The 25,998-nt window shown below is 68.4% G+C and carries 24 protein-coding genes; 19 read left to right on the forward strand and 5 right to left on the reverse strand.

The annotated features are described in order from the left end of the window. Positions 1-173 precede the first annotated feature (173 nt). From tssA to tssJ, 4 genes are all read left to right on the forward strand, one after another. On the forward strand, positions 174-1,754 hold the full coding sequence (gene tssA, locus AC3WXD_RS16550) for a type VI secretion system protein TssA (protein ID WP_492324194.1): 1,581 nt from the start codon (positions 174-176) through the stop codon (positions 1,752-1,754). Between the two features lie 23 nt (positions 1,755-1,777). After that, entirely contained in the window at positions 1,778-3,601 is a 1,824-nt protein-coding gene (gene tssF, locus AC3WXD_RS16555) for a type VI secretion system baseplate subunit TssF (RefSeq protein WP_492324195.1), read from the forward strand. A 74-nt stretch (positions 3,602-3,675) separates the two neighbouring features. Beyond that, on the forward strand, positions 3,676-4,662 hold the full coding sequence (tssG, locus tag AC3WXD_RS16560) for a type VI secretion system baseplate subunit TssG (protein ID WP_454734053.1): 987 nt from the start codon (positions 3,676-3,678) through the stop codon (positions 4,660-4,662). Positions 4,663-4,738: 76 nt separating this feature from the next. Then, positions 4,739-5,404: a type VI secretion system lipoprotein TssJ gene (gene tssJ, locus AC3WXD_RS16565; protein WP_492324196.1), complete on the forward strand. Its 666-nt coding sequence runs from the start codon at positions 4,739-4,741 to the stop codon at positions 5,402-5,404. 104 nt (positions 5,405-5,508) lie between these two features. Here the strand turns inward: tssJ and AC3WXD_RS16570 are convergent, their stop codons facing one another. From AC3WXD_RS16570 to flgA, 3 genes are all read right to left on the reverse strand, one after another. Further along, a complete protein-coding gene (locus tag AC3WXD_RS16570) occupies positions 5,509-5,970 on the reverse strand; it encodes a flagella synthesis protein FlgN (protein WP_059412307.1) in 462 nt (153 codons plus the stop codon). A 50-nt stretch (positions 5,971-6,020) separates the two neighbouring features. Then, positions 6,021-6,326: a flagellar biosynthesis anti-sigma factor FlgM gene (gene flgM / locus AC3WXD_RS16575; protein WP_454733799.1), complete on the reverse strand. Its 306-nt coding sequence runs from the start codon at positions 6,324-6,326 to the stop codon at positions 6,021-6,023. A 192-nt stretch (positions 6,327-6,518) separates the two neighbouring features. Continuing rightward, a complete protein-coding gene (gene flgA, locus AC3WXD_RS16580; protein WP_082079556.1) occupies positions 6,519-7,271 on the reverse strand; it encodes a flagellar basal body P-ring formation chaperone FlgA in 753 nt (250 codons plus the stop codon). Between the two features lie 220 nt (positions 7,272-7,491). Between flgA and flgB the strand changes: the two genes are divergently transcribed. The 11 genes from flgB (at position 7,492) to flgL (ending at position 18,227) form a co-directional block, all read left to right on the forward strand. Next, the gene (gene flgB, locus AC3WXD_RS16585; protein WP_020203990.1) at positions 7,492-7,899 is read left to right on the forward strand and encodes a flagellar basal body rod protein FlgB; all 408 of its coding nucleotides are present in this window, start codon (positions 7,492-7,494) and stop codon (positions 7,897-7,899) included. Positions 7,900-7,906: 7 nt separating this feature from the next. Further along, positions 7,907-8,314 carry a flagellar basal body rod protein FlgC gene (flgC, locus tag AC3WXD_RS16590; protein WP_029043818.1) on the forward strand — a complete coding sequence of 136 codons (408 nt, stop codon included), beginning with the start codon at positions 7,907-7,909 and terminating at the stop codon, positions 8,312-8,314. A gap of 22 nt (positions 8,315-8,336) precedes the next feature. Next, a complete protein-coding gene (gene flgD, locus AC3WXD_RS16595; RefSeq protein ID WP_020203988.1) occupies positions 8,337-8,996 on the forward strand; it encodes a flagellar hook assembly protein FlgD in 660 nt (219 codons plus the stop codon). 44 nt (positions 8,997-9,040) lie between these two features. After that, entirely contained in the window at positions 9,041-10,306 is a 1,266-nt protein-coding gene (gene flgE, locus AC3WXD_RS16600; RefSeq protein WP_020203987.1) for a flagellar hook protein FlgE, read from the forward strand. 52 nt (positions 10,307-10,358) lie between these two features. Next, on the forward strand, positions 10,359-11,102 hold the full coding sequence (flgF, locus tag AC3WXD_RS16605) for a flagellar basal-body rod protein FlgF (protein ID WP_020203986.1): 744 nt from the start codon (positions 10,359-10,361) through the stop codon (positions 11,100-11,102). A gap of 52 nt (positions 11,103-11,154) precedes the next feature. Beyond that, positions 11,155-11,940: a flagellar basal-body rod protein FlgG gene (flgG, locus tag AC3WXD_RS16610; RefSeq protein ID WP_020203985.1), complete on the forward strand. Its 786-nt coding sequence runs from the start codon at positions 11,155-11,157 to the stop codon at positions 11,938-11,940. After that, positions 11,937-12,620 carry a flagellar basal body L-ring protein FlgH gene (gene flgH, locus AC3WXD_RS16615; protein WP_020203984.1) on the forward strand — a complete coding sequence of 228 codons (684 nt, stop codon included), beginning with the start codon at positions 11,937-11,939 and terminating at the stop codon, positions 12,618-12,620. Before flgG ends, flgH begins: the two co-directional genes overlap by 4 nt. Continuing rightward, positions 12,620-13,768 (forward strand): flagellar basal body P-ring protein FlgI, encoded by a 1,149-nt coding sequence (locus AC3WXD_RS16620; protein ID WP_059412309.1) that lies wholly within the window; start codon positions 12,620-12,622, stop codon positions 13,766-13,768. The genes flgH and AC3WXD_RS16620 overlap by 1 nt, the downstream gene beginning before the upstream one ends. Position 13,769: 1 nt before the next feature. Further along, a complete protein-coding gene (gene flgJ, locus AC3WXD_RS16625; RefSeq protein ID WP_020203982.1) occupies positions 13,770-14,822 on the forward strand; it encodes a flagellar assembly peptidoglycan hydrolase FlgJ in 1,053 nt (350 codons plus the stop codon). A gap of 191 nt (positions 14,823-15,013) precedes the next feature. Next, on the forward strand, positions 15,014-16,933 hold the full coding sequence (gene flgK / locus AC3WXD_RS16630) for a flagellar hook-associated protein FlgK (protein ID WP_020203981.1): 1,920 nt from the start codon (positions 15,014-15,016) through the stop codon (positions 16,931-16,933). Between the two features lie 64 nt (positions 16,934-16,997). Then, positions 16,998-18,227, forward strand: coding sequence for a flagellar hook-associated protein FlgL (flgL, locus tag AC3WXD_RS16635; protein ID WP_492324197.1), 1,230 nt, complete (start codon positions 16,998-17,000; stop codon positions 18,225-18,227). A gap of 180 nt (positions 18,228-18,407) precedes the next feature. Here the strand turns inward: flgL and AC3WXD_RS16640 are convergent, their stop codons facing one another. Continuing rightward, the gene (locus AC3WXD_RS16640) at positions 18,408-19,439 is read right to left on the reverse strand and encodes a LacI family DNA-binding transcriptional regulator (protein ID WP_492324198.1); all 1,032 of its coding nucleotides are present in this window, start codon (positions 19,437-19,439) and stop codon (positions 18,408-18,410) included. Between the two features lie 142 nt (positions 19,440-19,581). On the opposite strand from AC3WXD_RS16640, the gene AC3WXD_RS16645 reads away from it, so the two are divergent. From AC3WXD_RS16645 to araD, 3 genes are all read left to right on the forward strand, one after another. Beyond that, positions 19,582-20,574: a Bug family tripartite tricarboxylate transporter substrate binding protein gene (locus AC3WXD_RS16645; RefSeq protein WP_020203978.1), complete on the forward strand. Its 993-nt coding sequence runs from the start codon at positions 19,582-19,584 to the stop codon at positions 20,572-20,574. Positions 20,575-20,582: 8 nt separating this feature from the next. Beyond that, positions 20,583-21,413: an HpcH/HpaI aldolase family protein gene (locus tag AC3WXD_RS16650; RefSeq protein WP_454733793.1), complete on the forward strand. Its 831-nt coding sequence runs from the start codon at positions 20,583-20,585 to the stop codon at positions 21,411-21,413. A gap of 76 nt (positions 21,414-21,489) precedes the next feature. Then, positions 21,490-23,217, forward strand: a complete 1,728-nt coding sequence (gene araD / locus AC3WXD_RS16655; RefSeq protein WP_492324199.1) for an L-arabinonate dehydratase — start codon at positions 21,490-21,492, stop codon at positions 23,215-23,217. 57 nt (positions 23,218-23,274) lie between these two features. On the opposite strand, the gene AC3WXD_RS16660 is transcribed toward araD, so the two are convergent. Next, the gene (locus AC3WXD_RS16660) at positions 23,275-24,237 is read right to left on the reverse strand and encodes a LysR family transcriptional regulator (protein WP_029043815.1); all 963 of its coding nucleotides are present in this window, start codon (positions 24,235-24,237) and stop codon (positions 23,275-23,277) included. A 197-nt stretch (positions 24,238-24,434) separates the two neighbouring features. Here AC3WXD_RS16660 and AC3WXD_RS16665 point away from each other — a divergent pair, with 197 nt between their 5' ends. Continuing rightward, positions 24,435-25,949: a CoA-acylating methylmalonate-semialdehyde dehydrogenase gene (locus AC3WXD_RS16665; protein ID WP_492324200.1), complete on the forward strand. Its 1,515-nt coding sequence runs from the start codon at positions 24,435-24,437 to the stop codon at positions 25,947-25,949. The last annotated feature ends 49 nt before the right edge of the window (positions 25,950-25,998 follow it).

The raw sequence follows: 25,998 nt of genomic DNA on the forward strand, positions 1-25,998 counted from the left end.
ATGGCCTACCCGATCCGCTACCAGATGCGCACCGAAGTCGGCCAGGGACCGCTGGAGATGCTGGCACTGCGGGGCTTTGTGCTGCCGTCGCGCATCTTCGTGGGCCGGGAGCCGCAGGTGGTGCCGCGTGCCACCTCGGCCCCGCGCAGTTCGCGCTAATTGAGAAGGAAATCATGTTCAGCAACCTCCTCAACGCACTGTTTGGCGCCCGCGCGCCCGCCGCGCTTGCCCGCTCGGCCCAGGCCCGCTGGGAGCCGTGGCTGCAACCAATTCGCCCCGATGCCCCGGTTGGCGACGATCCCGGCTACGACGACGGCTTCCTCGCTATCAAGGAGGAAGTCGCCAAGTTGTCCGATATCGACGACGCGCTGATCATGGAATCCGCAGGTGAATTGCTCAAGCATGTCGCCAAGGATGTGCGCCTGGCGGCATACTATGCTTACGGATGTATGCGGCGCGAAGGTGCGGAAGGGGTAGCCTGTGGCTTCGAACTGCTGTCGGCGCTGATCGACCGTTTTGGCGCCGAGATGCTGCCCACCCGCGCCGAGAGCCGCAAGGCCGCGCTCGAATGGCTGGCTGGCGCCACGTTTACCGACCGCCTCGACCGGGTGCAGGGCTTGACCGGCGCGCCCCTGGAGCGGACGCTCTCCGCGCTGGCCCTGATCCTGGAGCGCACCGCGCAGTGGCCGGAGTCGGCGCGCCCTGCGCTCGACGGGCTATTCCGCCGCTTCGAAGAGCGCGTCGAGTCTCCACTGGCCGCCGAGAGTACCGGCATCGGTGAGCTATCAAGACCATCCGCCACCTCGTCGACCTTCCCGCCTGCCGCCGGCGAGGTGGCCTCCACGCGCGACCTGCTCGACCGGACGCGCCAGATGGCGCTCTTCCTGCGCGAGCAGCCCCAGGGCTATCTCGCGGCGTATCGCCTGATGCGCTGCGTGCGCTGGGATACGCTGACCGACGTGCCGCCGCATGAGGCGAGCGGCAAGACCCGCCTGTTGGCGCCGCGCGCCGAACTGCGGGCCCAGCTCAGGCGCCTGCTGCTGCAAAAGCAGTGGCCGGAACTGCTCGACCGCGTCGAACAGGCTTTCGCCGAAGGGGCGAACCACTTCTGGCTGGACTTGCAGTACTACGCCTTCACCGCCCAGGACCAGGCGGGCGGCGAGTATGCCCGCGTGCGCGACCTGCTGGCGACCGATTGCGCGCTGATGCTCGAGCGCCTGCCCGGCCTCGATCGGCTGGCCTTTACGGATGGCACGCCGTTCGCGGACGACGCCACGCTGGAGTGGATCGCACGCCATGCCACCGTGCGCGATGTGGAGCGCGGCGAAGCGGTGGCACCGGTATCGGTCGCATCCGCCAGCACCGACTGGGCGGAGACGGAAGCCCAGGCGGCCGACCTCGCCGCCCAGCAGAGCCTCGATGCCGCCTTCGCCTGGCTGCAGGGCCTGCCAGTGCCCGATGGAGAACGGGATCGCTTCGTCCGGCAACTGGTCATGGCGCGCGTGGCCGAACGGGCTGGCCGGCCGGACACAGCCTTGCACCTGCTGTCCGCTCTCGATCTGGCTGCCCAGCGCTTCCAACTGTCCGCCTGGGAGCCGTCGCTCGCATTCGAAGCCAAGCAGCAACTGCTGCGGCTGCTCAAAGCCCGCCTGACCCGCAAGGACGCGGACAAGCCCACGCTGACGCAGCGCATCGACGCACTGGTGGGCGACCTGACCGCCATCGACCCGGCCCGCGCGGTGGCCCTCGCCTAGCTGCAGAACCAATTACCTATTTCATGAACCATCCCACCCAAGACAACGAGATCCTGCGCTACTACGAGGCGGAGATGCGCTACCTGCGCGAGGCCGGGAAGGAGTTCGCCCAGGCATTTCCGGACCGCGCGCGGATGCTCAACATCGACCGCATCGGCGAGCGCGATCCCCACGTTGAACGGCTGTTCGAGGGCTTCGCCTTCCTGATGGGGCGGCTGCGCCATAAGCTCGACGACGAATTGCCGGAACTGACCGAGGGACTGGTCAGCATGCTATGGCCGCATTACCTGCGCATGATTCCCTCGCTGTCGATCCTCGAACTGACCCCGACCGCCGGCGCGTTGCAACGCCACGAGACGTTGCCGGCCGGGCTGGCAGTCACGTCCGACCCGATTGCGCTGAGTACCCAGGCCGCCAACGGCGGCGACAGCGTCGAGTGCATCTATCGGACCACGCAACCGGTCGATTTGTACCCACTGCGGCTCACTGAAGCCAGTGCTCACGCGCGCGAGGATGGCCGCTCGGTGATCCGGCTGCGGCTCGCACTCCAGATGCAGGGGCGCCGCGAGCAACTGGCGGTGCCGCGCCTGCGGCTCTACCTCCATGCCGACCGGCCATTGGCGCTGGCGCTCTATGCCGCGCTCACCGCCGAGCCGCTGGCCGTGCTGGTACGGGTCCCGGGCTACCCGGCCGACCGGCCCGGTGCACCCCAGCCGATGGCGGGCTTGCGCCTGGAACCGGCGGGATTTGCGGCCGAGGAGCGCCTCTGGCCCAAGCCTGACAACGCCTTTGGCGGCTACCAGTTGCTGCTGGAATACTTCACTTTCCCCGAGAAATTCATGTTCGTGGACCTGGTGGGGCTGGACATGGACGCCATCCCGCAAGATGCGGAGCATTTTGACGTGGAGGTGGTACTCCACAAGCCGTTTCCGGACGACATGCGCTTCTCGGCCGAGAACGTGCGGCTCTTCTGCACGCCCATCATCAATCTGTTCGAGCTCGAAGCCAACCCGATCTCCGTCACTCACTTCGAGACCGAGTACCGGGTGCGGGCGATGGAGCAGCATGGGCAGCATGTCGAGGCATATTCCGTCGATACCGTACGCGGATTCGAAGCCGGCAGCGGCCAGCGCTTCGAGTACGCGCCGTTTGCGGCGTTCCGCCACCGGGGCGGCATGCTGCGCCACGAGATGCCGGAGCGCTACTTCCACACCCGCGTGCGTCGCGGTCCCTCGGGCAGGTTCGACACCTGGGTCGTCCTTGGTGGCCATGCTTGGGAACAGCAGCAAACCATGCCGCAGGAAATCCTGTCGCTATCGGTGACCGGCACCAATGGCATGCTGCCGCGCAAGGGCTTGCGCGAGGCCGGCATCACCCGCATGCGTGGCGGCTTCACCAATATCGGCACGGTGCGCAACCTGACCGCGCCGACCCTGCCGGTATATCCCCCCACCGGCGACCGCTTTCACTGGCGGGTGCTGTCGCACCTCGCGCCGAACTACCTGTCGCTGCTCGATGCCGAAGTCTTGCGCGGCAGCCTGGCGCTGTACGACTGGACGGACGGGGAACTGAACCGCCGGCGCATCGATGCCATTTCCGACGTGCGGCACCGTCCGCTCCAGAAGCTCGTCAAGGGAGGCCTGCTGCGTGGCGTGGAGATCGTGGTGACACTGGACAGCCCCCGTTTTGCCGGCGAGGGAGACGTGGAACTGTTCGGTGAAATGCTCAACCGGTTCCTGTCGCTGTACGCGACCGTGAACTTGTATACCCGGCTGGTGATCGTGTCCCAGCCCACCGGCAAGCGTCTGGCGTGGCCCGACAGCAAAGGGGAGGGGGCTCCGTTTTGAGCATGACAGACCAGGTTGCGACGTCCTCCCCGGCCGGCGCCTTGCTGCCGGCGCTGCTCGCCAATGCGCCACGGATGAATGTCTTCCGGCTCTGCGAACTGATCGAGCTGTCCGCGCCGCGGCACCCGCCGCTGGGTACGACCGATTCCCCGGCCAACGAGCCTGTGCGTTTCCGCTCGCATGGGCGGCTGGGTTTCCCGGGGCGGGAGATCCAGGCAATCGAGCACGACAGCGACCACCCCGATCGGCCGCCCGTGGTCCGCACGACCTTCCTTGGCCTCTATGGCGTCGATGCGCGCATGCCGTCCTACTTCGTGGACGAAATTGCGCAGCGTCGCGACGGGGCCGAGCCGCTCGCAGCCTTTCTCGATCTGTTCCACCACCGGATTGTCACGCAGTTCTACCGCGTCGCACGCAAGTATCGCTATCCGGTGGGTTTCCGTCCGGGCGGGCAGGACGACGTGTCGCGCTATCTGTTGAGCCTGCTCGGGCTGGGTTTCGGCGAGATGGAAGCCGGCCAGGTCCGGATCGAGGACACCGTTGGCACGCAGAAACTGCTGTCGATGCTGGGGCTGGCCAGCCAGCGCACGCGCACGGCCGAAGGCCTGGCCGGCGTATTGCAACACGCCGTGCCGGACGCCCGGATTGCGGTCGAGGAGTTCTACCCCGTGTGGGTGCGCCTCGACGCCGACGAACGGATGCCGCTCGGAGAGAACTGCGTGCTGGGACGCGGCTTCTACGATCGCGCGAACACCGTGCGCGTGGCGATCACGCCGCAGACACGGGAATCGGTGCTGGAGCTGATGCCGGGCAGGCGTATGCATGGGGAGGTGATGGCGCTGCTGCGCTTTTATCTCGGCTACGCAGCGCATGCCCATCTGGAGATGCGGGTAAGACCCGCGCTGATGCCGGCACCAGCCCTGAATTCGGACCAGGCGAGCCTGGGTTACACCACGCAACTGCGATGTCCGGCGGTGGCGGAAGCCAACGACGTCGACGGCGCCATGCCGGGCATGACGCGCGTGCAACTTGGGACATGGAACGGAGCTGGCGCAGCGTAGCAGGCAGCAAAGCTGTGCCGGCCGCGCGCAAGACGAATGCAACACGAAAACCTGATACGCCAAGAGGATCAATACGATGAGGCGACAGCTTCAAGACAGAGCCGGACTGCTGGTTGCCACCCTTGTTGTGGCTGGCTGCGGCGTTGGGCAAGGGATCAAGGACAGCACGGTGGAGGCGGCGAAGTGGGTCTTCACGACGCAGGTCAAGACCATGAACCTCGACCTCACCAGTCGGTTGTCGCTAAATGCAGACGGCGCCGGACAATCGTTGTCGACGGTGGTGCGGGTTTACCAACTGAAGACGCCGCAGGCCTTCGAGCAACTGAGCTACGCGCAACTGCAGGCCAATGATCTCGAGTCGCTCAAGCCCGATCTGCTGGCAACCAGGGACGTCATCCTGCGCCCGGATGCGAGCGTGAGCCTGAGTGAGCCGATGCACGCCGATGCCGGGTATGTCGGCGTGGCGGCGTTCTTCCGCAGAGCGGACAAAGAAGCGGTCTGGAAGGTGGTCGTACCGAAAAAGCAGTGGAAGAAGACCGACCCGGTGAAGATCGAACTGCGGGGCAGCACGCTGCAGTTGGCGGGTGTTTCCGCCGATGGCCGCGGCATTGGGAATGGCGGTATCACCCCGCGTCTGACGATGGCGCAGTCGGCTGCCAGTTCGCAAATTCCTCCGCCATGTGCGGAGGAATCTCACAAAAGTGGCATTCTAGACGCATTGGCCGGTTCGCCGGAGACCTGAAATCCGGTGTGGCCACCGTTGGCGTACCGCATGTTCGCGCTTTGCCAAGGGTGTTTCGGTAACTGAGTTGCGGGTTTTCTTATCGATTCCCCGCGCCACCAGCCTCAGCCGGCCGCCAAGCTCACGCCCTGCGGGCCTTGCTGGGTGCGCCCGTCCTTGCCGTACAGCGTGCCGCCGGTGTCGCCGCGCTGGCGCAGCGTCTGGATGGCTTCCTGGGTGAACTCCAGGTGCGCGTCCACCACGGCCGCGTTGAGCGTGTTGGCGTCGCGCGCCATGCGGGCGGCGAACAGCAGGTTGCGCCAGGCTGTCTCGATGGCGGGGGAGAGGTCGCGCCCGGTGATCTGGCCGCCGGCGCCGAGCCGGATTCCCATCGCGCCCATCTGCGCCTCGCGCGCGCGCGTCTGCGTCTGCAGCAGGCCGGCCAGTTCGACCTTGCGCTCCAGCAGGCCGACCAGCGCCTGGTAGTCGCCCGCCTTGATCATGGCGCGCTCTTCGCCCAGCACGGCGGCGAATTCCTTGGACAGCTCGGTTTCCCGGGCGAGGTTCTGGATCAGGGACTGGCTCATGGCTTGCCTATGTTACGTGGGTTGGCTTGGCCGCCGCGGTGTGTGGCGCGTCAGGCGCCGCCGTTGAGTTCGCGCAGCGACGCCAGCAGACCGTCGGCGATCTTGCTGGGGTCGATCTTGATGCGTCCTTCGGCGATCGCCTGGCGGATTTCGTCCACCTTGGCGGTATCGATATCGTCGTCGTGGTCTTCCACCAGGCGCGCGCCGATCTCGCGCACCTGCGCGGCCAGCGGGCTGACGCGCACGCCGGCGGTTTCCGGGGCGGCGGCGGGGCCTGCGGCGGCGCCCGCCACGCTGCGCGGCGTGCCGTCGCTGGCGTCGGCCGGCCTCGAGGAGGTGGTCTGATTGATCTTCACGGTGGTTCCTTGCTGGGTTCCTCTGGCTTATCGGACGGCGGCGGCAGAACTTTAGGGCCGCCCGGGGCGGATCGCGGCCGTCCGGGCACGGGCTTGGGATGCCGGCTGCACTTCGAGCGCAGCGCGGCGCGCCATTGTCTCATGCACGGCGGCGGCGCCGGGCCGGCGCGCGGGCCTATTGTCTTATTGTCGCTATTGTTGCAGCACCACCGTATCGCCGTTGCGCACCAGCGCGTTGACCACCTGGCCGTTCTTGAGCCGGACCTGCACGTTGTTGCCGGCGGCGGCGTCGGCCATCACCTTGCCTTCGCTGCTGAGCTGGAACGACTCGCCTTCCACCACCACCGTCACGTTCTGGCCCTGCCGCACGGCAATGGCCTTCTTCAGCAGGTCCATGCGCATCGGCGAGCCCGCCGCGACGCGGTTGGCGACCACCGCGCCCGCCACCTGGGCGAGGTCGGTGACCACCGCGCGCGGCAGGCCGGACAGGTCGCCCTGGCGCAGTTCCAGGTCGGACGGGTCCAGCGGCTCTCCGGGCGTGAGGTTGCGGGCCGCCACGTAATAGTCGGCCACCACCGAGACGCGCGCCTGCACGTAGCGGGTCCAGGGCCGCTCGCCGCCGCAGCGCACGCCGACCGAGATGCGGCCCCAGGGCGACGCGCCCGGCGGCAGGAAGGGCTCGGGCAGCGGGCAGTCCGGCGCGCGGCCGCCCGACGGCGGCACCACCTGGATGCTGGCCTTGCCGGGCAGACCGGCGGTCTGGCGCTCGAGGAACTGTTCCACGGCGGCGCGCACCGGATCCTCGGTGAAAGGCGAGGGCGGCGCCGCCAGCGCGCCGCCGCACAGCGCGCCGGCGGCGGCCAGCGCGCAGGGCAGCGCGCGCGTGGCGGTGCGCAGGGCGGCGCGGAAAGTGGCGCACAAAGTGACGCAGAAGCGAGGATTCATGTGTACATCCGGCAAGGCTGCGGGCCGGCGGCGCGCGGCGGGCGCGCGGGCCGGGCCGCGGAACAGGACCCATTGTAGGCAGCCGCGCCTTCGGGCTCGTGGCGAAATACGCGGGTTTTTTTGCCCTATTCGCGCGATTGGGATGACAGGGCCGAACCTAAGATGGCACACCTGAAGAAGGTCGACCTTCGTCGCTCTCTCCCTCCAGCGAGACACAGACATGATTGACAGACTCGATGCGGCGCTGCGCTTCCAGCAGGAAGCGCTGAGCTTGCGGACCCAGCGGCAATCGGTGATTGCCTCCAATATCGCGCATGCCGACACGCCCGGCTACAAGGCGCGCGACTTCGACTTTTCCAGCACGCTGGCGCAGACCGTCGAGCGCGGCAAGCGCGCCGAGGGCGTGTCGCTGTCCACCACCTCGGCGCGGCACCTGCCCGGCCAGGCGCCGGTGGCCGACGACATGGACCTCCAGTACCGCATCCCGCTGCAGTCGAGCATCGACGGCAATACCGTCGAAATGGACACCGAGCGCGTGGCCTTCGCCGACAACGCCGTGCACTTCGAGTCCGGCCTCACCGTGATGAGCGCCAAGATCAAGACCATGCTGTCGGCCATCCAGCAGTGAGCACGCCATGCCAGCAATGAACATCTTCGACGTCGCCGGCTCGGCGATGGCCGCGCAGTCGCAGCGCATGAACGTGACCGCCTCCAACCTGGCCAACGCGGACAGCGCGGTCAGCCCCAACGGGCAGCCCTACCGCGCCAAGCAGGTCATCTTCGGCCTGGCGCCGACCCCGGGCCAGAGCGACGTGGGCGGCGTGCAGGTCGAGGGCGTGATGGAGGACCCGTCGCCGCCGCGCATGGTTCACAACCCGACGCACCCGCTGGCCAATGCCGACGGCTACGTCACGATGCCCAACGTCAACCCGGTGGAGGAGATGGTCAACATGATCTCGGCCTCGCGTTCCTACCAGGCCAACGTCGAAGTGCTGAACACCGCCAAGACCATGATGCTCAAGACGCTGACCCTCGGTCAGTGACGCCCAGAAACCAGGACCCGCAATGACTACCACCGTCGACACCAGCACCCAGGGCATCAACAATGCCCTGCAAGGCAGCAGCGCCAGCGCCGCCGACCTGCAGAACAACTTCCTGACCATGCTGGTCACGCAGATGAACAATCAGGACCCGCTCAACCCGATGGACAACTCGCAGCTCACCTCGCAGCTCGCGCAGATCAGCCAGGTGAGCGGCATGCAGACCATGAACAACACGCTGCAGGCGCTGCTGTCGCAGGTCGCGGCCAGCCGCGCGATGGATTCGGCGTCGCTGATCGGCCACACGGTGATGGTGCCGGGCAACACCGCCACGGTGGCGGGCGGCGTGCCGACGCAGATCGGCGTGGACCTGCCGGCCACGGCCGACGCGGTCACGGTCAACGTGCTCGACAAGGACGGCAACATCGTGCGCACCATCGACATGAAGGGCCAGGTCGCGGGCGTGCATGACATCACCTGGGACGGCAAGAACGATGCCGGCGTGGCGGTGCCGGACGGTGACTACACCTTCAAGGTCGCGGCCACCGCCGATGGCAAGGACGTCTCGCCGGTCGCGCTGGTCTACGGCAAGGTGGGCAGCATCAGCGGTGACTCCACCGGCGTGCTGGTGGACATCGGCAATGGCCGCACGGCGTCGGTCGACGACGTGCGCCGCATTCTTTGATTTATCTGCGATTCGTCAGCTAACCAGTTCATTAGGGGAACATCATGGGTTTCGGTCAAGGGGTAAGCGGCATCAACGCCGCCGCATCCAACCTGGACGTCATCGGCAACAACATCGCCAACGCCAACACGGTCGGCTACAAGCAGTCGACCGCGCAGTTCGCCGACGTGTACGCCGGCACCAAGATCGGCCTGGGCGTGACGGTGAATTCGGTGGTGCAGTCGTTCAACCAGGGCAATATCGAATCTAGCGGCAGCGCGCTCGACGTGGCCATCACCAACGGCAACGGCTTCTTTCGCATGACCGACTCCACGGGGTCGGTGTTCTACTCGCGCAACGGCCAGTTCCAGCGCCAGCCGGACGGCAGCATCACCAACGCGCAAGGCCTGGCGCTGACCGGCTACCCGGCCGGCACGACCGGCGGCGGCGCCGTGCAGCCGCAGCCGCTGGTGATCCCGAACACCACGATGGCCGCGCGCGCGACCACGTCGCTGGCCATGTCGTTCAACCTCGACTCCGGCAGCAAGGTTCCCGTCACGCCGTTCGCCAGCACCGGCCCGCTGCCGGGACCGCCCCCGGTGCCGGCGGCGCTGCCGACCAGCGACATGTTCAACTACAGCACCGGCGTGACGGTCTATGACTCGCTGGGCAACGCCCGCCAGCTGACCGCCTACTTCTCGACCGGCACCCCGGGCGCCGGCGCGCTGCCCGCGCCGAATGCCGGCGGCACCGACTGGACCATGAACCTGACCGACGCGGCGGGCAACATCGTCAGCACGAGCACGCTGCAGTTCGGCCCGAACGGCAACCTGGTGGTGCCGGCGGCCGGCGCCACCACCAATATCGCGCTGCCCGCCTCCAACGGCGCCGCCGCGATGACGGTGGCGATGAACCTGACCGGCACCACGCAGTTCGCCGGCGACAACGACACCAAGCCGCCGGTGCAGGACGGCTACGCCGCGGGCAGCCTGCTGGGCTTCGCCGTGCAGCCGGACGGCACCATCCTCGGCAGCTACTCGAACCAGAAGACCCAGGCCCTGGGCCAGGTCGTGCTGGCCAACTTCGCCAACACGCAGGGCCTCAAGCCGGAAGGCAACAACGTGTGGTCGGAAACCGGCTCGTCGGGCCCGGCCGTGGTCGCCGCCGCCGGCGGCGCCTCGGGCACGCTCAAGTCCAACGCGGTGGAAGACTCCAACGTGGACCTGTCGGGCCAGCTCGTGAACCTGATCGTGGCGCAGCGCAACTACCAGGCCAACGCGCAGACCATCAAGGCGCAGGACACGGTCATGCAGACCCTGGTGAACCTGTAACCGAGCAGCAGAGCATGTCGCCGGCCGCGCAGGCCGGCGCTGAGGAAACGCCATGGACCGCATGATCTACACCGCCCTGTCGGGGGCCAAGCAGACGCTCGACCAGCAGGCCGCGGTGTCCAACAACCTGGCCAACGCCTCGACGCCGGGCTTCCGCGCGCAGGTCAACATGTTCCGCGCGGTGCCGGTGGTGAGCAACGCCTCGCCGACCCGCGCGTTCACGCTGGCCTCGACGCCGGGCGCCGACATGAAGGCCGGCCCGCTGACCTACACCGAGCGTCCGCTGGACGTGGCGCTGCAGGGCAACGGCTGGCTGACCGTGCAGGCGCCGGACGGCAGCGAGGCCTACACCCGCGCGGGCTCGCTGCAGGTGTCGCCCGACGGCCAGTTGCAGACCAGCACCGGCCTGCCGGTGATGGGCGACGGCGGCCCGATCGCGGTGCCGCCCTCGGCCGAGGTCACGATCGGCAGCGACGGCACCATCACCGTGCGCGGCCCCGGCGACACCGCCCAGGGCCTGGCGCAGATCGGCCGGCTGCGGCTGGTCAACCCGCCGCCGGACTCGATCGCGCGCGGCGACGACGGCCTGTTCCGCCTGCGCCCCGGCGCGCAGCCGCTGCAGCAGGACGGCAACGTGCGCGTGCTGACCGGCGCGCTGGAAGGCAGCAACGTCAACCCGGTGGAAGCGATGGTCGACATGATCGCCAACGCGCGCCGCTTCGAGATGCAGATGAAGATGATCCAGGGCGCGGACACCAACGACCAGCGCGCCAACCAGCTGCTCTCGACCAACTGATTTCACGATCTGACGCGCCGCCGCGCCCAGCGGCGGCCATGCAAGGACAAACATGATCCGCTCACTCTGGATTGCCAAGACCGGCCTCGATGCGCAGCAGACGCAGATGGACGTGATCTCGAACAACCTGGCCAACGTGTCGACCAACGGCTTCAAGCGCAGCCGCGCGGTGTTCGAGGAACTGATGTACCAGACCGTGCGCCAGCCGGGCGCGCTGTCGTCGGACCAGACCAACCTGCCCTCGGGCCTGCAGTTGGGCACCGGCGTGCGCCCCGTGGCCACCGAGCGCATCCACACCCAGGGCAATCCGCAGCAGACCGGCAACAGCAAGGACGTGGCCATCATCGGCCAGGGCTTCTTCCAGGTCACGATGCCCGACGGCACCACCGCCTACACGCGCGACGGCTCGTTCCAGACCGACCAGAACGGCCAGCTCGTGACCTCCAGCGGCTTCGTCATCCAGCCCGCCATCACGCTGCCGCCCAACTACACCTCGCTGACCGTGGGGCGCGACGGCACCGTCTCGGTCACGCAGCCGGGCTCGAGCGCCAACGTGCAGGTCGGCCAGATCCAGCTCGCGACCTTCCCCAACCCGGCCGGCCTCGAAAGCCTGGGCGAGAACCTGTACGTGCAGACCGACGCCTCGGGCGCGCCCAACGCCACCGTGCCCGGCCTGAACGGCGCCGGCACGCTGCAGCAGAACTACGTGGAAGCGTCCAACGTGAACGTGGTCGAGGAACTGGTCAGCATGATCCAGACCCAGCGCGCCTACGAGATCAACAGCAAGGCGGTGCAGACCTCCGACCAGATGCTGCAGCGCCTTACCCAGCTCGGATGAACATGATGGCCTCGCTGATCCGCCTGGGCGCGCTCGCCCTGTGCTGCCTCGCGACCGGCTGCGCGATGATGCCGCGCGAGCCGCTGGTCCAGCTTCCCACCACCGCGCGCGCCGAACCGCGCTCGGTGGGGCCGTCGAGCGGATCGATCTTCCAGGGCTCGTATGCGGGCAATCCGTTGTTCGAGGATCGCCGGCCGCGCAACGTGGGCGACATCCTCACCATCGTGATCAGCGAGAACGTCAACGCCAGCAAGAACTCGGGCACCAACGCCACGCGCACCTCCAACAGCGCGCTGACGTTCGACGCCGTGCCCAAGGCGCTCGGCGGCCTGTTCAGCAGCAGCCAGAACGCCAGCATGAGCGGCGCCAACGGCCTGAAGGCCAGCGGCGGCGCCACCGCCGCCAACACCTTCAACGGCACCATCACCGTGACCGTGCTGGAAGTGCTGCCCAACGGCAACCTGGTGGTGTCCGGCGAGAAGCAGATGGCCATCAACCAGGGCGCGGAGTTCATCCGCTTCTCCGGCGTGGTCAATCCGCGCACGATCACCGGCGACAACGCGGTGCCGTCCACCCAGGTGGCGGACGCGCGCATCGAGTACACCGCCAAGGGCTACATCGACGAAACGCAGAACATGGGCTGGCTGCAGCGTTTCTTCCTCAACGTCTCACCGTACTGATGGCTGACCGCATCATGTTCCCGTCTTCGTTCCCCGTCTTGCGCCGCCGCTTCGTCCGCGCTCTTTTCCTCGCGCTGACGCTGGGCCTGCTGGCAGGCGCGGCGCAGGCGGAGCGGCTCAAGAACCTCGCCACCTTTCAGGGCGTGCGGGACAACCCGCTGGTGGGCTACGGCCTGGTGGTCGGCCTGGACAACACCGGCGACCAGACCACGCAGACGCCGTTCACCACGCAGAGCCTGACCAACATGCTCTCGCAGCTCGGCATCACGCTGCCGGCCGGCAAGAACATGCAGCTCAAGAACGTGGCCGCGGTGATGGTGACCGCCACGCTGCCGCCGTTCGCGCAGCCCGGCACCCAGCTCGACGTGGTGGTGTCGTCGATGGGCAATGCCAAGAGCCTGCGCGGCGGCACGCTGCTGATGACGCCCCTCAAGGGCGCCGACGGCCAGGTCTACGCCATCGCCCAGGGCAACATGCTGGTGGGCGGCGCGGGCGCGTCGGCCAACGGCAGCCGGGTGCAGGTCAACCAGCTCGCGGTGGGCCGCATCGCCAACGGCGGCATCGTCGAGCGCGCCGTGCCGGCCTTCCAGCCCGAAGGCGGCCTGCTCAACCTGGAGCTGCGCGAGACCGACTACGGCACCGCCGAGCGCGTGGTCGACGCCATCAACCGCAACATGGGCGGCGGCGTGGCCAGCGCGCTGGACGGGCGCGTGGTGCAGGTGCGCACGCCGCAGGCGCCGTCGGCGCGGGTGGGCTTCATGGCTCGCATCGAGAACATCGAGGTCACGCGCGCCAAGGCCGCGGCCAAGGTCATCCTCAACGCCCGCACCGGCTCGATCGTGATGAACCAGGCCGTCACCGTGGACGACTGCGCCGTCGCGCACGGCAATCTCTCGGTGGTGATCAACACCCAGCCGGTGATCAGCCAGCCGGCGCCGTTCAGCGGCGGCCAGACCGTGGTCGCGCCGGTCTCGCAGATCGACATGAAGCAGCAGGGCGGCTCGCTGCAGATGGTGCGGGCCGGCGCCTCGCTGTCCGCGGTGGTCAAGGGCCTCAACGCGCTGGGCGCCACGCCGGCCGACCTGCAGACCATCCTGGAAGCCATGCGCGCCGCCGGCGCGCTGCGCGCCGACCTCGAGATCATCTGACATGTCCGCCAGCCGCATGGCCGCGCAGGCCGAACTCTCGCAGCGCTTCGCCCTGGACACCCAGGGCTTCGAAGGCCTCAAGCAAAGCGCCCGCACCGGCGCCACCCCCGAGACGCTGCGCACCGCGGCGCGCCAGTTCGAGGCGGTGTTTACGCAGATGGTGCTCAAGAGCATGCGCGACGCCACGCCGCAGGATGGCCTGTTCGACAACGAGCAGACCAAGCTCTACATGTCGATGATGGACCAGCAGCTCTCGCAGCAGATGTCCACGCGCGGCATCGGCCTGGCCGACGTCATGGTGCGCCAGCTCGCGCGCGCCAGCGGCGCCGCGGTGCCGCCGGAACTGGCCGGCACCGCCGGCGCCTCGGCCGCGAAGCAGGCCCTGATGCAGTCCGGCATGGACGACGCCGCGCCCGGCCTGGCCGGCGCGCTCGACATGCGTAACGGCGACGGCGGCGGCGACGGAAATACGCCGCGCCTGGGCAGCGTGGTGCCCGGCGCGAACTGGAACCCCACCGCCGGCCTGCGCCAGTACCAGGGCCAGGCCCAGGACGCCGGCGCCTGGCAGGGCAACGGCGCGGCGCTGCCGGAAGACACGCCGGCCCACATCAGCGCCTTCGTCTCGCGCATGGCGGGGCCGGCGATGTCGGCCGCGCGCGCCACCGGCGTGCCCGCCAAGCTGATCCTCGGCCAGGCCGCGCTCGAATCCGGCTGGGGCCGGCGCGAGATCGCCCACCCGGACGGCAGCACCACCTTCAACGTGTTCGGCGTCAAGGCCGGCGCCGGCTGGAAGGGGCCGGTCGCGGAGATCACCACCACCGAATACGTCGACGGCCAGCCGCAGAAGGTGCGCGCGCGCTTCCGCGCCTACGGCTCCTACGACGAAGCGTTCGCCGACTACGGCCGCCTGCTGAGCAACAACCCGCGCTATGCCGAGGTGCTGGCCGCGGGCAGCGCCGACGAGGCCGCGCGCGGCCTGCAGCGGGCCGGCTACGCCACCGATCCCGCCTACGGGGAGAAACTCGTGCGGATCATGCGCAAGGTGCCGGTCTGAGGCGGCCTGCCGGTCTGCCGGCAGGAAAATCCGCCGCCGCCCCTAAAGTCTTTTCGTACTTCTGCCGTTACCTACACCATTCACCGCCGTGGATCCAGGCAGCGGCGAACCGGCACCGAAGCGCCCTGGCGGCCACGGTGCGCGGATCGTCCCGTCAGGCGCGCGGCAGCCACCAGACGCGGAGCTAGAGCATGTCTCTCTTCAACATCGGACTTTCGGGCCTGAACACGGCGCAGAACGCGCTGACCACGGTTGGCCACAACCTCAGCAACGCCGCCACGCCCGGCTACACGCGCCAGAACACCATCATCGCCTCGGCCGGCGGCCAGTACACCAGCGCCGGCTTCTTCGGCCAGGGCTCCAACACCACCTCGGTGGTGCGCGTCTATGACGAGTTCCTGACCAACCAGCTGCGCGGCGCCCTGAGCTCGAGCGCCCAGCTCTCGACCTACTCCGACCAGATCAGCCAGATCGACAACCTGCTGGCCGACCAGAAGGGCGGCCTGGCGCCGCTGATGCAGAACTTCTTCGCCGCCGTGCAGGGCGTGTCCGACACGCCGGCCGACCCCGCCGCGCGCCAGAACATGCTCAACGCCGGGCAGTCGCTGGTGGGCCAGATGCGCGCCTCCAACGCCTACTTCCAGCAGCTGCGCGACGGCGTCAACACCCAGATCCAGAGCCAGGTGACGCAGGTCAACGCCTACTCGCAGCAGATCGCCAAGCTCAACACCCAGATCACGCAGGCCACCGCCGCCGGCGCCGGCCAGCCGCCCAACGACCTGCTCGACCAGCGCGACCAGCTGGTCCAGCAACTGACCCAGATCGTCGGCGTCAAGGTGGTGCCGCAGGACGGCGTGTTCAACGTCTACGTCGGCAACGGCCAGCCGCTGGTGATGGGCTCCACCTCGTACGACCTCAAGGCCGTGCAGTCGTCGGACGACCCCTCGCGCACCACCGTCGCGTTCACCCAGTCCAACGGCAACGTGTACCAGATGGACGAAAGCGCGCTCAAGGGCGGCTCGCTCGGCGGCCTGCTGCAATTCCGCAGCGAGACCCTGGACCCGGCGCAGAACGCCATCGGCCGCCTGTCGGTCACGCTGGCGCAGACCTTCAACGACCAGCACAAGCTGGGCGTGGACCTGACCGGCCAGATCGGCGGCGACCTGTTCAAGCTGGGCACGCCCGGGGTCATCGCCAAGAGCACCAACACCGGCACCTCGGGCATCACGGCGGCGATCAGCGATACGTCCCAGCTCACCACCAGCGACTACACGCTGCGCTTCGACGGCACCAACTACAACCTGGTGCGCGCCTCCGACAGCAAGGTCGTGGCCACCCAGGCCGGCGCTACCGCCACCTATCCGCTGACGCTGTCGGCCGACGGCGTGGACGTGACCATCCCGGCCGCCACCTCGATGGGCACCAACGACTCGTTCCAGATCCAGCCGACCCGCAACGCCGCCGCGGCCATGGACATGGCCATCACCGACCCGGCCAAGATCGCCGCCGGGGGCCCGCTGCGCACCAGCAACGGCACCACCAACACCGGCACCGGCACCGTCAAGGTCGGCAGCGTCGCCCAGGGCTTCGCCCTGCCGGCCAGCACCATCACGGCCACCTACAACGGCACCGGCTACGTCTTCACCGACGCCGCCGGCAACCCGGTCACGCCGACCACCGGCCCGACGACCAACGGCACCGCCACCGAGTTCTCGTTCAACGGCATCACCGTCAGCTTCGACGGCGCGCCCAAGGCCGGCGACACCTTCACGCTGGCGCCCAACCTCAGCGGCGTGTCCGACAACGGCAACGCGCTGGCGCTGGCCAAGCTGCAGAGCACCAAGACCATCGGCGGCGTGTCCAGCTACAACGACGCCTTCGCCCAGCTCGTCAACGACGTCGGCAGCCGCGCCAAGTCGGTGCAGATCGCCTCGACCTCGCAGGACAGCGTGACCACCCAGGTCAACAACGCGCAGCAGAGCGTGTCCGGCGTGAACATGGATGAGGAAACGGTCTCGATGCTGCGCTTCCAGCAGCTCTATCAGGCCAACGCCAAGGTCATCCAGACCGCCACCAACCTGTTCGATACCATCATCGGTATCGGCCGCTGATCGCCCGCCCGATCGAGATCGCCCGCCAATCGCACCGACGACCCGGACACAGAAAGGAACAGACATGCGCATCGCAAGCTCCACGCTCTATCAGCTCGGCCTGGCCTCGATGAACAGCCAGCAGAGCGCCCTGATGCATGTGCAGCAGCAGCTCGGCACCGGCAGCCGCATCCTCACGCCGTCGGACGATCCGGTCGGCGCCACGCGCGCGCTGATCGTCTCGCAGTCCAGCGCCATCAACAACCAGTACGCCACCTCGCGCAAGCAGGCCAACACCAACCTGTCGATGGAGCTGAACTCCCTCAACAGCGTGACCACGGTCATCCAGAACATCCAGACCCTGGTGGTGCAGGCCGGCAACGGCACCATGAGCGACGCCGACCGCGCCTCGATGGCATCGTCGCTGCAGGATGCGTACAACCAGCTGGTGGGCCTGGCCAACGCCGACGACGGCAACGGCCAGTTCCTGTTCGCCGGCTACCAGTCCGCCACGCCGCCGTTTTCCAAGAAGGCCAGCGGCGCCGTGCAGTACGGCGGCGACACCGGCCAGCAACTGCTGCAGGTCGACGTGGCGCGCCAGATGCCGACCAACGACAACGGCTACTCCATCTTCATGAGCGTGCAGAACACCGCGACCTACGTGGCCTCCGCACCCGCCGGCAACACCGGCACGGCCACGTTCAGCGCGGTCTCCGTCACCGACCCGACCAACGCCGACTACGGCAAGAAGCTGTCGATCAACTTCGCCACCGACCCCGTCAGCGGCAAGATGCAGTACCAGTTGATGGACAACAGCGGCGCGGCGCCCGTGGCCATCGGCACCCCGGTCGACTACACCGACGGCGCCGGCATCCAGGTCGGCGGCCTGTCCCTGTCGGTCACGGGCGCGCCCAAGGACGGCGACGTGGTCAACCTGCAGCCCGCGCAGCAGGCCGGCACCGACATCTTCGCCAACCTGCAGGACGTCATCACCGCGCTCAACAAGCCCATCGTCACCGACGCCGACCGCGCCGCGCTGAGCAACGTGCTGGCCACCACCAACCGCAAGATGGCCAACTCGCTCGACAACGTCAGCACGGTGCAGTCCTCGGTCGGCTCGCGCATGCAGGAACTCGACTCGCTCGACACCATCGGCTCCAACCGCTCGCTGAACTACAAGCAGACGCTGTCTGGCCTGCAGGACCTGGATTACTACTCGGCGATCACCGAGTATTACCAGCGCCAGACGGCGCTGCAGGCGGCGCAGCAGTCGTTCATGCAGATTCAGGGGATGAATCTGTTCAAGTATATGTAAGGGATGGGTGCGTGTTGCGCGAGTGAATCGGAACTTGCGCGGCTCGCACATTGAAGCTCGAGAAGCCCGCATGGGAAGCCGCCAGGAAACTGGCTTCCCATGCGGGCTTCTCGACTTTCCAGCTCGCCGCCGAACCGGGCGAACCGGCACAGGCGCAGTCGCCGAAATGAGCGCCGTCTGTCACGCGGATGAGGACAGCGTCTTGTCCGTACTCTCCCGCGCAATCGTCTCGAACCCCACATCCACCGCCAGCGACGCTTCCTCCCCCCGCATCCGCGCCAGCAGCGCGCGCGCGGCGCGGTTGCCGATGCGCGTGCCGTCGACCCACAGCGTCGACAGCGCTGGGACGGCGTCGATCGCCAGGGCCTGGTTGCCGAAGCCCATCACGCCCAGCTGATCCGGGACCCGGATGCCGACGGCATGCGCGTGCGCGAGCACGCCCAGCGCCAGGGCGTCGGAGCTGCAGAAGACGGCGTCGGTCTCGGGGGCGCGCTGCAGCAGTTCCTTCAGCACTTCGCGGCCGCGGCCGGCCTGGGGGTTGGATTCGGGGAACACGATCTCTACGGGTTCGGGGGCGCCGGCTTCGAGGGCGGCGCGCCTGAAGCCGAGTGCCCGGCGCGCGGCCCGGCTGTCGTCGGAGCGCAGCAGCGCGGCGCGCCGGTAGCCGCAGGCGGTCAGGTGGCGATAGGCCGCCCGGCCGGCGTCTTCCTGCGAGAACCCGACCACCACGTCGAGCGGGTGCGGGGTGTAGTCCCATAGTTCGACGATGGGGATGCCGGCGTTGAGCAGGAGCCGCCTCGTCCGCGCGGTGTGCTCGATGCCGGTCAGCACGACGCCGTCGGGGCGCCGGCTCAGCATGGTCGCGAGCCAGTTTTCCTCGCGCACGGGATCGTAGCGGGAAATGCCCAGCGTGGTCTCGTAGCGCTCGGCTTCGAGCGTGCCCACGAGTTCGTCGAGCATGTCGGAGAACAGCGAGTGGCCGATGGACGGCACGATGGCCGCCACCAGGCGCGTCTGCCGCGAGGTCAGCCCGCCGGCAAGCGAGTTGGGCACGTAGCCGGTCTGTTCGACGGCGGCTTCCACGCGCAGGCGCGTCGTCTCGGCGACGAGGTCGGGGCGGTGCAGCGCGCGCGAGGCGGTCATGGGGGACACGCCCGCGAGGCGGGCGAGGTCTTTCAGCGTGGGCGCCACGCTCGCGGGACGGGAAGCCATCTGTGCCTTGTCGACGTCAAATGATTGCAATGTTACGGCAATCATGATGGCAACACAAAATATCAGCGGTCATCCCTTGTTTCGCCTGATTCTTCCTCGGCTCCAGGGGATATGATTGCGCAATCATAAGAGGAGACAAACGATGGATCATCGCTCGCGCGCGGCCAATCGCCGCACTGTTCTGTTCTGTCTGCTGGCCGGCCTGCTCGCCCCGCTGGGCAGCGCCTTCGCGGACACCTATCCTTCCCGGCCGGTATCGGTGGTGGTGCCGTTCCCGCCGGGCGGCCAGACCGACGTGGTCGGCCGGCTGATCGCCAACCAGCTGGGCCGTGTGCTCGGCCAGGCGTTCGTGGTGGAAAACCGGCCGGGCGTGAACGGTTCGCTCGGCTCGGACATGGTGGCCCGCGCCGCGCCGGACGGCTACACGCTGGTGATCGGCGGGCCCGGCACGCATGCGATCAACCAGCTGGTGAACGCGAACGTGCGCTACGACGCGCGCAAGGACTTCACGCATATCGCGATGCTGAGCCGCGCGCCCATGCTGCTGGTGGCGGCGCCCCAGCTCAAGGCCAACACCGTGGCGGAGCTGATCGCGCTGGCCAAGGCGCACCCGAATTCGCTGAATGTCGCCTTGACCGGGATCGGCTCTTCCAGCCACGTGACGACGGAGCTGTTCAAGCAGACCGTCGGGATCTCGCTGAACTCGGTGCCCTACAAGGGCGACGTGCCCGCCATGACGGACCTGATCGGCGGGCAGCTGGACCTGCTGTTCGTGCCGGCGACGTCGGCGGTGACGTTCGTGCAGGGCGGCAAGCTCAAGGCGCTGGCCGTGGCCGGCTCGCAGCGGCTGGAAGCGTTGCCGAACACGCCGACCATGCCGGAGGCCGGCCAGCCGCGCATCGTCAATTACTCCTGGACGAGCCTGGAGGGCCCCGCCGGGATGCCGCCGGAAATCGTGCAGCGGCTGAACAAGGCCTGCCAGGAAATCCTGAAGCAGCCGGACGTCGTCGCCCAGCTCGCCAAGATCAACAGCGTCTCGACGCCGGGCACGCCGGAGCAGGCCGCGAGCTTCATCTCGGCCGAAGTCGCCCGCTGGGTACCCGTCGTCAAGAGCGCCAACATCCGGACGAATTAAGTACAGACATGCTGCCTATCAATCATTTCAAGCGCGCGCTGCAGAGCGGGCGCGCGCAGATCGGCGTGTGGTCGACCATTCCGTCGCCATACGTGTCCGAGCTCATCGCGGGTGCCGGTTATGACTGGGTGCTGCTGGACACGGAACATACGCCCACGGATGTGCCGCTCATGCTGAGCCAGTTGCAGGCCACCGCCGCGGCGCAGCCGCCCGAGGGCATGCTGCCCGCGCACGCGGTGGTGCGGCCGGCGTGGAACGATCCCGTCCTGATCAAGCGCTACCTCGACATCGGCGCGCAGACCCTGCTGCTGCCCTTCGTCCAGAATGCCGAGGAAGCGCGCGCCGCCGTGCTGGCGACGCGCTACCCGAGCGCCGGCATTCCCGGCATCCGCGGCATGGGCGGCTCCACGCGCGCCGCGAACTTCGGCCGCACGGCGGACTACGTGGCGCGCGCGGCCGAGGAACTGTGCGTGCTGGTGCAGGTGGAGACGGCCGAGGCGCTCGACCAGATCGAGGCGATCGCCGCGGTCGATGGCATCGACGGCATCTTCATCGGTCCCGCCGACCTGTCCGCGAGCCTGGGCTATCCGGGCAACGCCGGCCATCCCGCCGTCAGCGGCGCCATCGACGACGCCATCCGCCGGATCCGCGCCTGCGGCAAGGCGCCCGGCATCCTCATGGTGGACGAGGCGCGCGCGCGCGAATGCCTGGCGCTTGGCGCGCAGTTCGTCGCGGTGGCGCTCGATACCGTCATGCTGAGAAACGGGCTCGACGCCGCCGCGGCGCGCTTTCGCAACCCGGGCCAGGCGAGCGCCGCCCCCGCGCCCGGCGGCTACTGAGCGAGCGCAGGCACGGCGTCAGACGCGCATCTGAGGCGCGTCCGAACCCATACCCGACCCAGATTCCACAGTGACCATGAAGAAAGCAGAAGAGCTGCGCAGCGCCCGGTGGTTCGCGCCGGACAACCTCCGAGGATTCGGCCACCGCTCGCGCATCATGCAGATGGGCTATGCCCCGGCCGACTGGGCGGGCAAGCCGGTCATCGCCATCATCAACACGTGGTCGGACATCAATCCGTGCCACGCCCACTTCAAGACGCGCGTGGAGGACGTCAAGCGCGGCGTGCTGCAGGCCGGCGGCTTCCCGCTGGAACTGCCGGCGCTGTCGCTGTCGGAGAACTTCGTCAAGCCGACCACCATGCTGTACCGGAACATGCTGGCGATGGAGGCGGAGGAGCTCATCCGCTCGCATCCGGTCGACGGCGTGGTGCTGATGGGCGGTTGCGACAAGACCACGCCGGGGCTGCTGCTCGGCGCCATCAGCGCGGGGCTGCCCGCGATCTACGTGCCCGCCGGCCCGATGCTGCGCGGGAACTGGCACGGCAAGATACTGGGCTCGGGCTCGGATGCCTGGAAGTTCTGGGACGAGCGGCGCGCCGGCGTCATCAACGACCAGGACTGGCAGGACATCGAGGGCGGCATCGCGCGCAGCCACGGCCACTGCATGACGATGGGCACCGCGTCGACCATGACCGGCGTGGCGGAAGCGCTGGGCATGACCTTGCCGGGCGCGTCGTCGATCCCGGCGCCCGACGCGAATCACGTGCGCATGTGCGCGGCCTCCGGGCGCCGCATCGTCGAGATGGTGTGGGAAGACCTGGTGCCGGGCCGCATCCTCAGCCGCGGCGCGTTCGACAACGCCATCGCCGTGGCGATGGCGATGGGGTGCTCGACCAATGCCGTGATCCACATGATCGCCATGGCGCGCCGCGCCGGCCACGACGTGACGCTGGACGACTTCGACCGCGCGAGCCGGGTGGTGCCGGTCATCGCCAACGTGCGGCCGAGCGGCGACAAGTACCTGATGGAGGATTTCTACTACGCCGGCGGCCTGCCCGCGCTGATGCGCAAGCTGCTGGGCTTCCTCTCGCCCGGCGAGCTCACCGTCAACGGCCGCACCATCGCGGAGAACGTGCGCGATGCCGCCTGCCACAACGACGACGTGATCCGGGACATCGACCAGCCGATCTACCCCGAGGGCGCGCTGGCCGTGCTGAAGGGCAACCTCGCCACCGAGGGCTGCGTGATCAAGCCGTGCGCGATGGAGCAGCGGCTGATGAAGCATACCGGCAAGGCCATCGTGTTCGACGACTACCCCTCGCTGAAGGAGGTCATCGACCGCGACGATTTCGATGTCAGCGCGGACGACGTGCTGGTGCTGCGCAACGCCGGCCCGCAGGGCGGCCCCGGCATGCCGGAGTGGGGCATGCTCCCGATCCCGGGCAAGCTCGTCAAGCAGGGCGTGCGGGACATGCTGCGGATCTCGGACGCCAGGATGAGCGGCACCAGCTATGGCGCCTGCATCCTGCACGTCTCGCCGGAAGCCTTCGTCGGCGGCGCGCTTGCGCTGGTCCGCACCGGCGACCTCGTCGAGATCGACGTGATGGCGCGCAAGCTGGAACTGCTGGTCAGCCCCGGGGAACTCGAGCGCCGGCGCGAGGAATGGACGCCGCCGGAGCGGAATTTCGAGCGCGGATACGGCTGGATGTTCGCCCAGCACATCCTGCAGGCGGACAAGGGCTGCGACTTCGACTACCTCGAAACGTCGTTCGGACGCTCGCCCGGAGAACCCGCGATCTATTGATCCCGTCCGGCCCGACACTGTGTCGGCCAGGCCGGTCCCACGCCTTCACCGGGCCGCTCAAGTCCGGTGAAGGCGTTTTGGCTGGCGCGGCGCGAAGCCCTGCGCGTAGGCCTCGCGCAGGTACTCGACGAATACCTGCGAGACCCTGGACGCATGGGCCGAGTAGGGCCGGATCGCGTACAGCCATTCGCCGAAGACGCCGGTGGAGCGCCAGCCGGGCAGGACCTCGACCAGCCGGCCGCTCTGCAGCGCGGACTGGGCGCTGAAATCGGGCAGCAGGGCGATGCCGAGGCCCGACATCGCGGCGTCCCGCAAGGCCTCGCTGTTGTTGACGGCCAGCTGGCCCGAGACCGGCACCGTGACGGGGTCCGGCTGCCCGGCATCGGCCGACACGAAGGTCCACGTGGGCGTGCCATGCGTGCGCGGGTAGTGCAGGCAGACGTGCCCGGCGAGCGCGGCCGGGGAGGCCGGCATGCCGCGCGCGCGCAGGTAGGCGCGGCTGGCCGCGAGCACCGTCCGCGTCGGCGCCAGGGCCCACGCCACGTGCGTCTCCGGCGGGGCGGCGGTATGGCGCACGGCCAGGTCGAAGCCTTCCTGGGCCAGCGGGCGGATGCGGTCGGACATGTCCAGCTCGATCTGTATGTCCGGGTAGCGCCGCAGGAAGGCCGGCAACGTCGGGACCAGCTGCTGGCGGGAAAACGCCACCGGCGCGGTCACGCGCAGCAGGCCGCGCGGGGCGCCGGCCAGATCGCGGACATTGGCGAAGCTCGTCGCAATCCGATCGAACGCGCCGCGCGTCGACTCGACCAGCTCGCGCCCCGCCGCCGTGAGCGTGGCGCTTCTCGTCGTGCGCTGCACGAGCATGATGCCGGCCGCCTTCTCCAGGTCGGCGATGTGCTGGCTCATCGACGCCTTGCTGACCCCCAGCCGGGCGGCCGCCTTGCTGAAGCTGCCCTGCTGGTCGAGCACCACGAGCCAGTGCAGGTGCTCCCAGAGATATTCCACGTTTCCTTGCCGCATTCTTGTCGCCGCCTCCCGCCGCGCACTACCGTGCACTACCGCGCACTACATCTCCGCGATGCCGATCATTCGCATGCATGGCATGGTAGCAGGTCAAAATCCTGAACAATATGTTTGGCAAAGGACGTCTACCCGGTTGCCCGCGCCATTCATATACTGCGTCGACCGCATGGACGCACAATCGACAGGAGATACCCGTGACCGCGCCTTACACCAGTTCCGCCGAAGTCATCCACCACGTTTCCGGCAAGCCGTACGTCGGCACCGGCACGCGCACCCAGGACGTGTTCAATCCGGCCACCGGCGCCGTCGCGCGGCAGGTCCGCCTGGGCTCGGTGGAAGACGTGGACGCGGCCGTGGCGAGCGCGAAGGCCGCGTTTCCGGCATGGGCCGACACGCCGCCGATCCGCCGCGCGCGCGTCATGCTGAAGTTCCTCGAGCTGATGAACCGGCACAAGGACGAACTGGCCGCCATCATCACCGCCGAGCACGGCAAGGTGCTGAGCGACGCGGCCGGCGAGGTCAGCCGCGGCATCGACATCATCGAGTTCGCCTGCGGCATTCCGCAGTTGCTCAAGGGCGACTTCACCGACCAGGTTTCCACCGGCATGGACAACTGGACGCTGCGCCAGCCGCTGGGCGTGGTCGCCGGCATCACGCCGTTCAACTTCCCGTGCATGGTGCCGTGCTGGATGTTCCCGGTGGCCATTGCCGCCGGCAATGCGTTCATCCTCAAGCCGAGCGAGCGCGATCCGTCCGCGTCGCTGTTCATCGCCGGCCTGCTCAAGCAGGCGGGTCTGCCCGACGGCGTGTTCAACGTGGTCCAGGGCGACAAGACCGTGGTCGACGCGCTGCTGCAGCACGCGGACGTCAAGGCCGTCAGCTTCGTCGGCTCGACCCCGATCGCCAACTACATCTATGAAACCGGCGCCAGGCTGGGCAAGCGCGTGCAGGCGCTGGGCGGCGCCAAGAACCACATGGTGGTGATGCCCGACGCCGACATCGACCAGGCCGTGGACGGCCTGATCGGCGCGGCCTACGGCTCGGCCGGCGAGCGCTGCATGGCCATCTCGGTGGCGGTGCTGGTCGGCGACGTCGCCGACAAGATCATGCCCAAGCTGGAAGCGCGCGCGCGCGAACTGGTCATCCGCAACGGCATGGAGCCCGATGCCGAAATGGGGCCGGTCGTCACGCGGCAGGCGCTGGAACGCATCGAAGGCTACATCGCGCTCGGCGTGGAAGAGGGCGCGAAGCTGCTCGTGGATGGCCGCAACTACAAGGTGCCGGGCCACGAGCAGGGCTTCTTCACGGGCGGCACGCTGTTCGACAACGTGACCCCGGAGATGCGCATCTACAAGGAAGAGATCTTCGGTCCGGTGCTGGCGTGCGTGCGCGCCGACGACTTCGCCCACGCGGTCAGGCTGGTCAACGAGCACGAATTCGGCAACGGCGTGGCCTGCTACACCCGCGACGGCCAGATCGCGCGCGAATTCGCCCGCCGCATCGAAGTCGGCATGGTCGGCATCAACGTGCCCATTCCGGTGCCGATGGCATGGCACGGCTTCGGCGGCTGGAAGCGCTCGCTGTTCGGCGACATGCACGCCTATGGCGAAGAGGGCGTGCGCTTCTACACGAAGCAGAAGAGCGTCATGCAGCGCTGGCCGGACGACACCACCCGCGGCGCCGAGTTCGCCATGCCGACGGCCAAGTAAGCGCCGTCGCCTTCGGGCCGGCCGGCACCGCGATCCCCGCGCGGATTGC

The sequence above is a fragment of the Cupriavidus sp. FW216-B1 genome (assembly GCF_058789195.1).

What these genes read in the sequence shown, in the direction of transcription:
- tssA (WP_492324194.1), top strand. Translation starts at nt 174, where the DNA reads ATGTTCAGCAACCTCCTCAACGCACTGTTTGGCGCCCGCGCGCCCGCC.
- tssF (WP_492324195.1), top strand. Translation starts at nt 1,778, where the DNA reads ATGAACCATCCCACCCAAGACAACGAGATCCTGCGCTACTACGAGGCG.
- tssG (WP_454734053.1), top strand. Translation starts at nt 3,676, where the DNA reads ATGAATGTCTTCCGGCTCTGCGAACTGATCGAGCTGTCCGCGCCGCGG.
- tssJ (WP_492324196.1), top strand. Translation starts at nt 4,739, where the DNA reads ATGAGGCGACAGCTTCAAGACAGAGCCGGACTGCTGGTTGCCACCCTT.
- AC3WXD_RS16570 (WP_059412307.1), bottom strand. Translation starts at nt 5,970, where the DNA reads ATGAGCCAGTCCCTGATCCAGAACCTCGCCCGGGAAACCGAGCTGTCC.
- flgA (WP_082079556.1), bottom strand. Translation starts at nt 7,271, where the DNA reads ATGAATCCTCGCTTCTGCGTCACTTTGTGCGCCACTTTCCGCGCCGCC.
- flgB (WP_020203990.1), top strand. Translation starts at nt 7,492, where the DNA reads ATGATTGACAGACTCGATGCGGCGCTGCGCTTCCAGCAGGAAGCGCTG.
- flgC (WP_029043818.1), top strand. Translation starts at nt 7,907, where the DNA reads ATGCCAGCAATGAACATCTTCGACGTCGCCGGCTCGGCGATGGCCGCG.
- flgD (WP_020203988.1), top strand. Translation starts at nt 8,337, where the DNA reads ATGACTACCACCGTCGACACCAGCACCCAGGGCATCAACAATGCCCTG.
- flgE (WP_020203987.1), top strand. Translation starts at nt 9,041, where the DNA reads ATGGGTTTCGGTCAAGGGGTAAGCGGCATCAACGCCGCCGCATCCAAC.
- flgF (WP_020203986.1), top strand. Translation starts at nt 10,359, where the DNA reads ATGGACCGCATGATCTACACCGCCCTGTCGGGGGCCAAGCAGACGCTC.
- flgG (WP_020203985.1), top strand. Translation starts at nt 11,155, where the DNA reads ATGATCCGCTCACTCTGGATTGCCAAGACCGGCCTCGATGCGCAGCAG.
- flgH (WP_020203984.1), top strand. Translation starts at nt 11,937, where the DNA reads ATGAACATGATGGCCTCGCTGATCCGCCTGGGCGCGCTCGCCCTGTGC.
- AC3WXD_RS16620 (WP_059412309.1), top strand. Translation starts at nt 12,620, where the DNA reads ATGGCTGACCGCATCATGTTCCCGTCTTCGTTCCCCGTCTTGCGCCGC.
- flgJ (WP_020203982.1), top strand. Translation starts at nt 13,770, where the DNA reads ATGTCCGCCAGCCGCATGGCCGCGCAGGCCGAACTCTCGCAGCGCTTC.
- flgK (WP_020203981.1), top strand. Translation starts at nt 15,014, where the DNA reads ATGTCTCTCTTCAACATCGGACTTTCGGGCCTGAACACGGCGCAGAAC.
- flgL (WP_492324197.1), top strand. Translation starts at nt 16,998, where the DNA reads ATGCGCATCGCAAGCTCCACGCTCTATCAGCTCGGCCTGGCCTCGATG.
- AC3WXD_RS16640 (WP_492324198.1), bottom strand. Translation starts at nt 19,439, where the DNA reads ATGGCTTCCCGTCCCGCGAGCGTGGCGCCCACGCTGAAAGACCTCGCC.
- AC3WXD_RS16645 (WP_020203978.1), top strand. Translation starts at nt 19,582, where the DNA reads ATGGATCATCGCTCGCGCGCGGCCAATCGCCGCACTGTTCTGTTCTGT.
- AC3WXD_RS16650 (WP_454733793.1), top strand. Translation starts at nt 20,583, where the DNA reads ATGCTGCCTATCAATCATTTCAAGCGCGCGCTGCAGAGCGGGCGCGCG.
- araD (WP_492324199.1), top strand. Translation starts at nt 21,490, where the DNA reads ATGAAGAAAGCAGAAGAGCTGCGCAGCGCCCGGTGGTTCGCGCCGGAC.
- AC3WXD_RS16660 (WP_029043815.1), bottom strand. Translation starts at nt 24,237, where the DNA reads ATGCGGCAAGGAAACGTGGAATATCTCTGGGAGCACCTGCACTGGCTC.